This is a genomic window from Gracilibacillus oryzae (assembly GCF_009498735.1).
GTDB lineage: Bacteria > Bacillota > Bacilli > Bacillales > Amphibacillaceae > Gracilibacillus > Gracilibacillus oryzae.
The window spans coordinates 51,577-63,288 of record NZ_ML762444.1; the positions used below are offsets into that span (position 1 = coordinate 51,577).

Annotated in this window: 12 protein-coding genes; all 12 read left to right on the forward strand. The window is 42.2% G+C overall.

All coding sequences use genetic code 11. The features are described from left to right. The first annotated feature begins 273 nt into the window (after nucleotides 1-273). The 12 genes from prfA (at nucleotide 274) to F9U64_RS18375 (ending at nucleotide 11,345) form a co-directional block, all read left to right on the forward strand. The gene (gene prfA, locus F9U64_RS18320; protein WP_153406357.1) at nucleotides 274-1,344 is read left to right on the forward strand and encodes a peptide chain release factor 1; all 1,071 of its coding nucleotides are present in this window, start codon (nucleotides 274-276) and stop codon (nucleotides 1,342-1,344) included. 1 nt (nucleotide 1,345) lies between these two features. After that, nucleotides 1,346-2,227: a peptide chain release factor N(5)-glutamine methyltransferase gene (prmC, locus tag F9U64_RS18325; RefSeq protein WP_153406368.1), complete on the forward strand. Its 882-nt coding sequence runs from the start codon at nucleotides 1,346-1,348 to the stop codon at nucleotides 2,225-2,227. A 123-nt stretch (nucleotides 2,228-2,350) separates the two neighbouring features. Next, on the forward strand, nucleotides 2,351-2,965 hold the full coding sequence (spoIIR, locus tag F9U64_RS18330; RefSeq protein ID WP_153406358.1) for a stage II sporulation protein R: 615 nt from the start codon (nucleotides 2,351-2,353) through the stop codon (nucleotides 2,963-2,965). 56 nt (nucleotides 2,966-3,021) lie between these two features. Next, nucleotides 3,022-3,441 carry a hypothetical protein gene (locus tag F9U64_RS18335; protein ID WP_153406359.1) on the forward strand — a complete coding sequence of 140 codons (420 nt, stop codon included), beginning with the start codon at nucleotides 3,022-3,024 and terminating at the stop codon, nucleotides 3,439-3,441. A gap of 856 nt (nucleotides 3,442-4,297) precedes the next feature. Next, a complete protein-coding gene (locus F9U64_RS18340) occupies nucleotides 4,298-5,308 on the forward strand; it encodes an L-threonylcarbamoyladenylate synthase (protein ID WP_153406360.1) in 1,011 nt (336 codons plus the stop codon). A gap of 71 nt (nucleotides 5,309-5,379) precedes the next feature. After that, complete coding sequence (locus tag F9U64_RS18345) at nucleotides 5,380-5,919, forward strand: manganese efflux pump MntP (protein WP_407647344.1); 540 nt, start codon at nucleotides 5,380-5,382, stop codon at nucleotides 5,917-5,919. A gap of 55 nt (nucleotides 5,920-5,974) precedes the next feature. After that, entirely contained in the window at nucleotides 5,975-6,538 is a 564-nt protein-coding gene (locus tag F9U64_RS18350; protein ID WP_153406362.1) for a low molecular weight protein arginine phosphatase, read from the forward strand. Nucleotides 6,539-6,562: 24 nt separating this feature from the next. Then, a complete protein-coding gene (locus F9U64_RS18355) occupies nucleotides 6,563-7,861 on the forward strand; it encodes a methyl-accepting chemotaxis protein (protein ID WP_153406363.1) in 1,299 nt (432 codons plus the stop codon). Between the two features lie 29 nt (nucleotides 7,862-7,890). Further along, a complete protein-coding gene (gene rpiB, locus F9U64_RS18360) occupies nucleotides 7,891-8,331 on the forward strand; it encodes a ribose 5-phosphate isomerase B (RefSeq protein ID WP_153406364.1) in 441 nt (146 codons plus the stop codon). Nucleotides 8,332-8,355: 24 nt separating this feature from the next. Then, on the forward strand, nucleotides 8,356-8,898 hold the full coding sequence (locus F9U64_RS18365; RefSeq protein ID WP_153406365.1) for a TIGR01440 family protein: 543 nt from the start codon (nucleotides 8,356-8,358) through the stop codon (nucleotides 8,896-8,898). 181 nt (nucleotides 8,899-9,079) lie between these two features. Next, entirely contained in the window at nucleotides 9,080-10,318 is a 1,239-nt protein-coding gene (gene glyA, locus F9U64_RS18370) for a serine hydroxymethyltransferase (protein ID WP_153406366.1), read from the forward strand. A 100-nt stretch (nucleotides 10,319-10,418) separates the two neighbouring features. Then, nucleotides 10,419-11,345 carry a nuclease-related domain-containing protein gene (locus tag F9U64_RS18375; RefSeq protein WP_153406367.1) on the forward strand — a complete coding sequence of 309 codons (927 nt, stop codon included), beginning with the start codon at nucleotides 10,419-10,421 and terminating at the stop codon, nucleotides 11,343-11,345. Nucleotides 11,346-11,712 lie beyond the last annotated feature (367 nt).

Genomic DNA, 11,712 nt, shown 5'->3' on the forward strand with positions numbered 1-11,712 from the left:
TACTATTTCGGAGAACTGTAAACAGCGAAGGAAAGGTACGGAGACTCCTATGTAAACAGCGCGAGCTGAAAATCCACTTGGCAAAGCGGTTTTCATTACCAAGTTAGTTGAAGCCGTGCTCATGGAAAGCGTAGTATCTTTCCGTAGCGATGCCATACACTCATTTTAAAGAGACTGTTAGAAAATTAACATAAATCAAAGAGTTCTTTGACTCCATTCCCATTCCTATAATATAATGTACTTACTGTCTTAGATGAGAAAGAGGTGGAGAACGTGTTAGATCGATTAGAATCGTTAGAAGCGCGTTATGATAAGTTAAATGAACTTTTGAGTGATCCAGAGGTTATTAATGATAGCAAAAAGTTACGTGAATATTCCAAAGAACAATCCGATTTGCAAGATGTGATCACTGCATATCGTGAATATAAAGATGTTACAGCACAACTGGACGATGCCAAAGAAATGCTTGAGGATGATCTAGATGATGAAATGCGTGAAATGACCAAAATGGAAATCACGGAACTTTCAGAACAAAAAGAAGAACTGGAAGCAAAATTAAAAGTATTATTGTTACCAAAAGACCCGAATGATGACAAAAACGTTATCATGGAAGTACGTGGAGCAGCAGGCGGAGATGAAGCAGCAGTGTTCGCCGGCGACCTTTTCCGCATGTATTCCCGTTATGCTGAATCAGAAGGCTGGAAGATCGATATTATGGATTCCAACTCAACAGGTGTAGGCGGCTATAAAGAGATTGTCTTTATGATTAACGGAAATGGCGCTTACTCTAAGCTCAAATTCGAAAACGGAGCCCACCGCGTGCAGCGTGTACCAGAAACAGAATCAGGCGGCAGAATCCATACATCCACTGCAACGGTTGTCGTTATGCCAGAAGCAGAGGAAGTAGAAGTAGATATCCATGAAAAAGATATCCGTGTCGATACATTCGCATCAAGCGGACCAGGTGGACAAAGTGTTAACACAACAATGTCTGCAGTAAGATTAACACACATGCCAACAGGAACTGTTGTATCGATTCAAGATGAAAAATCACAAATCAAGAACAAAGAAAAAGCAATGAAAGTACTTCGTGCCAGAATTTATGACAAGTTCCAGCAAGAAGCACAGGCGGAATATGACCAGACAAGAAAGTCAGCGGTAGGGACAGGAGACCGCTCCGAGCGTATCCGTACTTACAACTTCCCGCAAAACCGTGTCACAGATCACCGCATCGGCCTGACAATCCAGAAGCTTGATCAGATTCTGGAAGGAAAACTAGCCGAAGTAATCGACGCACTGATTATCGAAGAACAAGCACACAAAATGGAACAAATCGGTGAATAAGATGACAGCAACGACAATTTACGAAGCTCTGAAATGGGCTTCTTCTTTTTTGGAAAACGCATCCCGCGAACCCAAAGTTGCAGAGATCCTCATCAAGCATGAGCTCAGCATGACTCAGGCTCAACTAATCAGTAGCTTACGCGAGAACATGGCTTCACACACGTTCCGCTCCTATAAAGCTAAAATCGAACTACATGCACAAACCGGAATTCCCGTTCAGCACTTAACTGGTGAAGAAACATTCTTCGATCGAACTTTCCAGGTAAATGCCGATGTGCTGATCCCAAGACCGGAAACAGAGGAACTTGTCGACCATGCGATCCAAACAGTGAAGAAAAAAGACTGGACAGACCTCACTTGTGTAGATGTTGGAACAGGCAGCGGCATTATTGCGATAACATTAGCACTGGAGCTTGGTGATACTGTGGAGAAAATGTATGCAACAGATATTTCCGATAGCGCGCTGATGATAGCGAAAAAAAATGCCGGCATTCTGAATGCACCTGTCGACTTCTTTCAAGGAAATTTCCTTAGCCCACTGATTGATCAGGGAATAAAGGCAGATATCCTTGTTTCCAATCCGCCCTATATTGACAGGGGAGAGATCGGGCAAATGGCTGACACGGTAAAAAACTTCGATCCTGAGTTAGCCTTGTTTGCCGAAAATAAAGGATTGCTCGCATATGAAACGATCCTGGAACAGGCAAAAGCAATATTGACCGAAGAGGCAGTCATTCTGTTCGAAATCGGTTATCAACAAGGCGAAGCAGTCACTGACATTATCCACAGCACTTTTTCCAAAAGTAATGTGCAGGTGTTGAAAGACATTAATGGCAAAGATCGTGTGGTACTTGCCGAAGTGGAAAATACAGTGAGACTTTGATCTGAGGGGTTGACCCCAATGATCATTAGCGCTGTGATAAAAAATAATAGATTGATTGTTTAAAAGTTTTCGTATTTGTCCACACTGTGACTAACAAAGATTAGTTACAGGGGGAAATCAAAAATGCGAAAACTATTTTTATTAGCTGTCCTTATATTTATCATTATCGGTTTTTTTCCACAAAAAATAGCGAGTACGGAAACGGCGTCTTCGTTTCAGGTTATTCCGGATGATGCGATTCGTCTGAGGATTCTGGCCAACAGTGATTCGGAACAGGATCAGGCCTTGAAGCATAAGGTGCGGGATGAAATCAATAAAGAAGTAACCAAATGGGTCGAGAAGATGGATGATATTAACGAAGCGCGCGCGCTGATTGCTTCGCGCATCACTGAATTAGAGGCGATTGTGGATAAAGTGTTAGCAAGCGAGAATTCCAATTACACCTATAATGTGGAGTACAGTAAAAGCGTCACTTTTCCAACGAAATTGTATGGTGATTATTTATATCCTGAGGGCGAATATGAAGCAATTTTAGTGACACTGGGTGAAGGAGAAGGCTCTAACTGGTGGTGTGTCGTGTTCCCGCCATTATGTTTCCTTGATTTCTCGTTCGGGACAACAGTGGAAGCAGCAGAAACGGAAGAGCCAGCAGAAGAAGTAGAAGAAGAACCTGAGGAAGAGGAAGAAGTAAAATATACTTTCTTCTTTGTGGAATGGTTTCAATCATTTTTTGCATAAATCTATCATTTGTTTCATAGAATATAATAAAAGACAAATTGATAGAGGTGATAGATTTGAATTTGCAGGCAACGAATTCGTTATCAGAGCAGGCATTTGCCGACTTTTTCGGTCAGGAAACATCGATAATCAAAGAAGCAGAGATGAAGCAGTATGGATATTTTCTTTATCAAAATAAGCGGGTGATTGCATTCTTCGCACTCTTCCCTGTTGATAAGATGAGTTATTGGTTAAGAGCCTTCGTCATGAAACAGAGCGCACCGATTACTTTGCCGATGACCATCATCCAATCAGCGGAACAATTAACAACAAACTATGGTGCAGATCAATTATATATTCACAGTAAGTCAGAAGCTGTGGATGATTTATTAACACAATTAGGTTATCAACAGGCAAAAAAAGGACCTGGCAACATTTCTGAAGGAACATGGTGGATAAACAACACCCTAATCGTGGATAAATGCAGCACTTATTAACAATTCACCACCCAAATGTGGATAAAATAAGCGAAAACTGTGGATAATGGAATTTTATCCACAGTTTTTAATTGCGTGAGCGGGGAAATTTTATATTATCCTGAAGTCAGGGGGCTCAAGGAATTGAGAGTGAGTCTGAATGCCAAGACGCTCGGGGAGAGAGTAGCTGAAGGAATTGAAAGTGAGTCTGAATGCCAAGACGCTCGGGGAGAGAGTAGCTGAAGGAATTGAGAGCGAGTCTGAATGCCATGACGCTCGATGAAAGGGTAGCTGAAGGAATTGAGATCGAGTCTGAATGCCGTTACGCTCGGAGACAGAGTAGCTGAAGGAATTGAAAGCGAGTCTGAATGCCAAGACGCCCGATGAAAGAGTAGCTGAAGGAATTGAGATCAAGTCTGAATGCCAAGACGCCCGGGGAGAGAGTAGCTGAAGGAATTGAAAGTGAGTCTGAATGCCAAGACGCTCGGGGAGAGAGTAGCTGAAGGAATTGAGAGTGTGTCCGAATGCCAAGACGCTCGGGGAGAGAGTAGCTGAAGGAATTGAAAGTGAGTCTGAATGCCAAGACGCTCGGGGAGAGAGTAGCTGAAGGAATTGAAAGTGAGTCTGAATGCCAAGACGCCCGATGAAAGGGTAGCTGAAGGAATTAAGATCGAGTCTGAATGCCAAGACGCCAAGAAAAAGAGCAGAACAAGGCATTCAGAGTAGCTCTGAATGCCAGAACAAGTGAAAAACCTCCCCGCAGGATCAAGAGTTTTCGCCAAGCTTCCTTACACTAATTTACGATAAGAGAAACTTGCACATTCAAAGAATTCCATCCATAATAATGACAAGAACATCAAACAATTGAGGGATACTAATGGAAACAAAAATCTACAGCACAGATCAGCAAGCATTACAGGAAGCTGCAGACCAGATAAAAAAGGGAGAGCTTATTGCTTTTCCGACTGAAACGGTTTATGGTCTTGGAGCAGATGCGACCAATGAAGAAGCCATACAGAAAATTTATCAGGCGAAAGGCCGGCCTTCAGATAATCCGCTGATCGTTCATCTGGCAGATAAAAATCAAATCAGCGAATTTGTTAAAGAAATTCCGCCACTTGCAGCAAAATTAATCGATGAATTTATGCCAGGCCCTTTTACGATTATCCTGGAAAGCAATGGAAAAATCGCGCCTGCAGTCACGGCAGGGCTTGATACGATTGCGATAAGAATCCCGAATCACTCGATCGGCCGGGCGTTTATTCGTGAGACGAAACTTCCGATTGCCGCACCAAGTGCCAATATTTCCGGAAAACCAAGCCCGACAAAGGCGGAGCACGTGGCAGATGACTTAACAGGCAGAATTGCAGGGATTATCTATGGCGGGGCAACAGGAGTTGGAGTGGAGTCGACGGTTGTTGACGGAACTGGCGAGATTCCTGTCATCCTGAGACCTGGTGGCATCACATTAGAAAAAATTGAAGCAATCGCCGGCATTGTGGACAGTCCTGCCATAAAGGAAACGGAAAAACCGAAAGCGCCAGGGATGAAGTATAATCATTATGAACCAGATGCCCCCATGTTTTTAATTGATGGGGACGATGCCTTTTTCCAGGAACAGCTCAATCATTTCAGCAATCAGGGTAAAAAAGTGGCGGTCATTGCGAGTGATGAACTGGCAAGCGAGCTTGACGCAAACCATCTCTATAAATGTGGATCGCGGAACAATTTGAGTGAAATTGCTGTTCATTTATATGAAGCATTACGTTATTTTAAAAAGTCGGATGTTGATATGATTCTGATGGAAACTTTCCCTGACAGAGGCATCGGCCAGGCGATTATGAACAGACTGAGTAAAGCTGCTGCAGATCGAATCGAGCAGGAATAAGTTAACATAACCCCCTTTGAGGCTGCATATGCATAGAAAGAATGCATGTCCAGCGAAGGGGGCTATTTAATTTGGCACTAGGCGATTTTATTTCCATTGTGTTTATGGCATTTGCGTTAGGGATGGATGCCTTTTCGGTAGGATTGGGGATCGGGATGCAGGCCATTCGTTTAAAACGGATTTTTATAATCGGGCTGACTGTCGGTATTTTTCATATCGTGATGCCCTTTATTGGATTAATCCTTGGAACCTATATTTCCCATAATATAGAAGGGATCGCGATATTGGCAGCAGGTCTTTTATTGTGCGGAATTGGACTGCAAATGATTATCCACACTTTTTTAAAAAAAGACAGTCCATTAGCGCCCGTAGGTTTCGGTTTGTTTGTGTTTGCATTTACTGTCAGTCTTGATAGTTTCTCTGTTGGATTGTCATTAGGGTTATCAGGTGTTGAGACAGTATTAGCAATCATTCTGTTCGGACTTTTCAGTACAATCTTAACATGGACAGCCCTGTTGATCGGCCGCAGAACACATCATTTACTTGGCACATACAGTGAGATACTTGGTGGCTGTATTTTGTTTGGTTTCGGCTTGAATATATTATTCTGATCAATATATGATATGCTTAAGTGAGAATTTTAGATAATGGGGGCATCAATTAGCGATGAGAATATTATTTGTATGTACAGGCAATACATGCAGAAGCCCGATGGCGGAAGCAATGTTAAAGGAAAAAACGAATCATGAGGTGATCTCAGCCGGAATCATGGCAGCAGACGGATTCCCGGCATCTCAGGCAACAGTAGAAGTATTGCGCAATAAAGGAATCAGGCTTGATCATCAGTCAAGACAACTGAACCACGAGCTGATCCAATGGGCTGATCTGATTTTAACAATGACAGCAGGCCACAGGGACAGCATTAAGCACCAGTTTCCTGAAGTAAGAGAGCGGACTTTTACATTAAAAGAGTACACCATTCCTGAATATGAGACGGCATGGCAGAAACTGAAACAAGCTTATGCCAAACTGGAAGAAGCAAAGGTAACAGCCAGTCCGGTAAAACAACGGGAAATGGCCGAAGAAATTACAAAATTAGAAGCAATGGTACGAGATACAGATATATCCGATCCTTTTGGGTCTAACGTCTCAATATACGAAAAAACTTATGACGAATTGGAAAAACATCTTGCTATATTAGTAAAAAAGTTGGAGAATATAGATAGATAATTTGTCATATTTAGGAGGCGTCATATGGGGGAAAAAAGGAAGGGATTAAGTTTGCGGTTAAAGCTGGTTATCTTTACAACAACACTGGCTATTGTTACTTATTCCACAAGTGCTGTCTTTATTTATTTTTTACAAGAATTAATCACACCGTTCGTGCCAATTTCAGAAGTATGGTATGTGCTGGCGGTCTTACTGCTCGGGATATTCTGGTCAGGAGTGCTGGCATTTGTTGCGTCAGGCTTTATCACAAAACCACTCGTTGTATTGAAAAATGTAGCTAAAAAGGTGGCTGAAGGTGATTTAAATCAAACAATCGAAGCACCGAAAACAACAGAAGATGAAATCGGAGCATTGACAATCTCTTTTCAGCAGATGGTAGATCATTTAAAGACAGTCATGACAGATATTGAGAAGCATGCATCTGAAACAACCGATTCTGTACATAAAATGAAAGAAGCAGCATCCCGTTCCAAACAACAGACAGAAGCACTGGAAGAAACGATTGGGCAAATTTCCCAGGGTGCGGAAGAATCAGCAGAAGCAATTCAGCAAACGGCAGAGTCTGTCGGCAATTCAACTGATCTTGCTTCACAAGTGGATGGAAAAGCAGAAGAGTCTCAGACAAAGTCGAACGAAATGGTCAACCAGCTTACACAGTCCAACCAGGTTATCCAGGAACTGGTCCAGGGAATCATGCAAATTGCGGAGAACCAGGAAAATGCGCTAGGCGATGTGAACAGGCTTTCCCAAAAAGCGAAAGAAGTGGAAAATGTTATCTCCCTTGTTGGTGATATCAGTGAACAAACGAATTTACTGGCATTGAATGCTTCGATTGAGGCTTCCAGAGCAGGAGAGGAAGGCAGAGGATTTGCCGTTGTTGCGGAAGAAGTGCGAAAATTGGCGGATCAGAGTTCACAGGCAGTCCATAGTATTACCGATCTGATCAAAGGAATGCAAAAAGATGTCGAACTCGTTGTTGGTAATATTCAGGAGCAAGTGAATCAGACAAGAGGAGAAATGTCAAAAGGTGAGCAGACGACAAAAGTCCTGGAAAGCATGACAGGCTCTGTACACAGTGTCGCTGAAGCAATTAAAGAAATTTCCGGTCTTGTAGCAACACAGGTAAAAGAAATCGAGTCAGCACAGTCCCAGTCACAAAATGTTGCGGCAATAGCCGAAGAAACATCTGCAGGTGCAGAGGAAATCCGGGCAACTATTGAGGAACAGGCGGATTTTGCCGAAAATTTAGAAAATTTAGCGATTGGGCTCGAAAAACAAGCACAAAACTTGAAAATTCAAATGGAGCAATTTAAGCTGAATTAAACAATACTTTTTCAAAGGAGATCATCTTCATGAAAGTCATTTTAGCGTCAGACCATGGTGGTATTAATTTATCGAAAGAGATTGCTTCATTATTAGAAGAATTACATATCGAGTTTGAAGATACTGGCTGTAACTGTGAGGATTCTGTTGATTATCCGGACTACGGCATCCCGGCAGCAGAACGTGTGGCGAACGGCGAATTTGACCGCGGCATTTTAATTTGCGGTACAGGAATCGGCATGAGCATTGCTGCCAACAAAGTAAAAGGTATCCGCGCCGCATTAGTGCATGATGTATTCAGTGCCAAAGCGACACGTGAACATAATGATTCCAATATGCTGGCAATGGGTGAGCGAGTAATTGGTCCAGGGCTTGCACGAGAAATTGTGCAGACATGGTTAGGCACCGATTTTCAAGGAGGTCGCCATGCCAATCGTATCGGCAAAATGGCAGATTATGAAAACAAATAAGTGACGAAGGGAGGACATTGAGCGATGCAGCTGGAGCAATGGGCAAAAGAATTAAGAGAGATTGTAGATGAATGGCTAACGCTTGATCTCCTTTCTGAAGGTGACTTGTTTGTAGTTGGCTGTTCCACAAGTGAAGTTGCAGGTGAACATATTGGAACAGCAGGCAGTGAAGAGATTGCCGAAATGATTTATCAAGAGCTTTCCCGCCTGGAGGAAAAAACAGGTGTGGCTCTAGCATTTCAATGCTGTGAACATTTAAACAGAGCAATCGTCATGGAAAAAGCAGTAATGCGTGAACGGAGACTGGACGAAGTGACGGTCATCCCTGTTCGGAAAGCAGGTGGCTCAATGGCAGCACATGCCTACAAACAATTCCAGGAACCTGTCGTTGTTGAGGCAATTGAGGCAGATGCCGGTATGGATATCGGGGAAACGATGATTGGAATGCATTTAAAAAGAGTGGCGATTCCGCTTCGTTTAAAGCAGCGTTATGTTGGCCATGCACGTGTAAGCAATGCAAAAACTAGACCAAAATTGATCGGCGGACCTCGTTCCGTTTACTGCTAACAGTTATGGAAATATGCACCTTTATTTTGCTAATCACGAATAAAGGTGCATGTTTTTTACTTTTTATTCGTAAAAACTCTAGAATTTTTTCCAAGTTAATGTTATTTTAGATATACATATTGGAAATAACGAATATTAAAGGAAAGTAATACACCAAAAATGGTTGAGGGGGAAGCAAATAATGAAGCATTTGCAAGAATTTGATCCAGAACTTTTTCAATCGATGGAAGATGAAAGAAAACGTCAAAATGACAAAATCGAATTGATCGCATCAGAAAACTTTGTCTCAGAGGCAGTAATGGAAGCCCAAGGATCTGTATTAACAAACAAATATGCAGAAGGATACCCAGGCAAACGTTACTATGGCGGCTGTGAGTATGTCGATATTGCGGAAGATTTAGCTCGTGACCGTGCCAAAGAATTATTCGGTGCAGAGTATGCGAACGTGCAGCCACACTCAGGTGCACAGGCAAATATGGCTGTTTACTTTACTATACTTGAGCCAGGTGACACTGTGCTTGGTATGAACTTAAGCCATGGTGGACACTTAACACACGGAAGCCCGGTTAACTTCAGCGGAAAACTTTTCAATTTTGTGGACTATGGCGTAAACGAAGAGTCAGAACAAATTGATTATGATGCTGTGTTAGCGAAGGCGAAAGAAGTAAAACCGAAATTGATCGTAGCTGGTGCGAGTGCTTACCCTCGTCAAATCGATTTTGCTAAATTCCGTGAAATCGCCGATGAAGTTGGCGCATACCTAATGGTCGACATGGCGCACATCGCGGGACTTGTTGCAACAGGTTTGCATCCAGCCCCAGTGCCGCATGCACATTTTGTTACAACAACAACACATAAAACATTACGCGGACCTCGCGGTGGGATGATTTTATGTAAAGAAGAATTCGGTAAACAAATTGACAAAACAGTATTCCCGGGAATGCAAGGTGGCCCGCTAATGCACGTAATCGCTGCAAAAGCTGTTGCCTTAAAAGAAGCATTACAGCCATCTTTCAAAGAATATGGCGAGAACATCATCAAAAATGCCAAACGTTTCGGCGAAGTGCTTCAATCAGAAGGAATCCGCATCGTTTCGGGTGGAACGGAAAACCACTTGTTACTTCTTGATGTTCGCGGTCTGAACCTTACTGGAAAAGACGCAGAAGCAGCATTAGATGAAGTTGGCATCACAACAAACAAAAACACGATTCCATTCGATCCGGAAAGCCCATTTGTCACAAGCGGTGTACGTGTTGGTACAGCTGCCGTTACAACTCGCGGCTTTGGTGAGGAAGAGATGGAAGAAGTGGCGAAAATCATCGCTTTCACATTGAAAAATCATGAAGATGAAGCAGCACTGGAAGAAGCACGTCAACGAGTTTCTGCATTAACAGCTAAATTCCCATTATATCAAAGATAACTATAGGCTTATGAATCCTCTTGCCACTATGGTGAGAGGATTTTTTCTGTTGACGAGCTGTGGTTTGTGGCATAAAATGGTAGAGAAAGGAAGTGATCAATTGATAGTAAAAGCAAGACAAAAATCGGAAGAGCATTTGATGTTGGAATCATTACATGCGCGAAATGGCCTCACTGAGAAAGACAAGCAGTATTACTATGGATTAGAAAAAGGCTATCAAGGCGAACTGTTATTTGATTCATGGATGGAGGAACTGAAAGTAGATTGTCTGATTTTGAATGATGTACGCTTAAAACAGCGAAATAATCATTTTCAGAACGATTCACTGATGCTTCTTGCAGGAAAACTGTTTTTGTTTGAAGTGAAAAATTTCGAAGGAGATTATTATTACGAAGCAGGACGCTTCCTTCAGAAAGATAAGGAAGAAAGAAATAATCCCCTGATTCAACTCGAAAAAAATGAATCACTGCTGCGCCAATTGCTGCATACCCACAACATTCAAGCCCCTGTTTTCGCCTATGTCGTTTTTGTTAACCCCGCATTCACCTTGTACCAAGCTCCAATGGACAAACCCATCATTTACCCAAGCCAGATCAGAAGATATCTCCAACAATTCAACCAGCTGTCAACACCTGTATCAATGAGAGAACGCCAACTGTCAGAAAAACTGACCGCGCTTCATAATGAAAAATCACCCTATTCTCAGGTGCCGGATTATGAGTTTGGACAGTTGAAGAAAGGAATGTATTGTGCGGGGTGTCGAAAGTTTACTCTTTTGGAAAGAAGAGAAAAACTATTTTGCCCCAAATGTAATTGGGCCGAATCAGTTGAAAGTGCCGTAATACGGAATGTTAAAGAACAACAACTTCTCTTCCCAAACAGAAAAATAAGAACGATTGAAACCTATGAATGGTGTGGGAAAATGATAGACAAACAGAGGATTTACCGAATTTTGTGTAAGCATTTGAATAAAAGGTATCATGGAAAAATGACCTATTACGAATTCGAGAATCCAGAAGATATTTGAGTAACATACAGTTAAAAAGGAATATTTAGATTTCCTAAACATCAAAGTGAGGATTGGAGTCCCAAGCAATAAGAATAAGAGGAGTTAAAACATCAAGCGAATGCGGGGAGTAGGACGCAATGAAGAATAATAGGAGTTTAAACATCAGGCGAATGCGTGGAGTAGCACGCAATGAAGAATAAGAGTAGTTTAAACATCAAGCGAATATGTGGAGTAGCACGCAATGAAGAAAAAAATGAGTTTAAACATCAGCGGAGTGCGAGGAGTCCCGCGCACTGAAGAATAAGAGGAGTTTAAACATCAAGAGAATGCGAGGAGTCCCGGGCAATGAAGAATAAAAGTAGTTTAAACATCACCGGAATGCATG

Excerpts from the sequence above, each read along its gene's own strand:
- glyA (WP_153406366.1), top strand. The coding sequence starts at position 9,080 with ATGAAGCATTTGCAAGAATTTGATCCAGAACTTTTTCAATCGATGGAA.
- spoIIR (WP_153406358.1), top strand. The coding sequence starts at position 2,351 with ATGCGAAAACTATTTTTATTAGCTGTCCTTATATTTATCATTATCGGT.
- F9U64_RS18355 (WP_153406363.1), top strand. The coding sequence starts at position 6,563 with ATGGGGGAAAAAAGGAAGGGATTAAGTTTGCGGTTAAAGCTGGTTATC.
- prmC (WP_153406368.1), top strand. The coding sequence starts at position 1,346 with ATGACAGCAACGACAATTTACGAAGCTCTGAAATGGGCTTCTTCTTTT.
- F9U64_RS18350 (WP_153406362.1), top strand. The coding sequence starts at position 5,975 with ATGAGAATATTATTTGTATGTACAGGCAATACATGCAGAAGCCCGATG.
- F9U64_RS18365 (WP_153406365.1), top strand. The coding sequence starts at position 8,356 with ATGCAGCTGGAGCAATGGGCAAAAGAATTAAGAGAGATTGTAGATGAA.
- rpiB (WP_153406364.1), top strand. The coding sequence starts at position 7,891 with ATGAAAGTCATTTTAGCGTCAGACCATGGTGGTATTAATTTATCGAAA.
- F9U64_RS18340 (WP_153406360.1), top strand. The coding sequence starts at position 4,298 with ATGGAAACAAAAATCTACAGCACAGATCAGCAAGCATTACAGGAAGCT.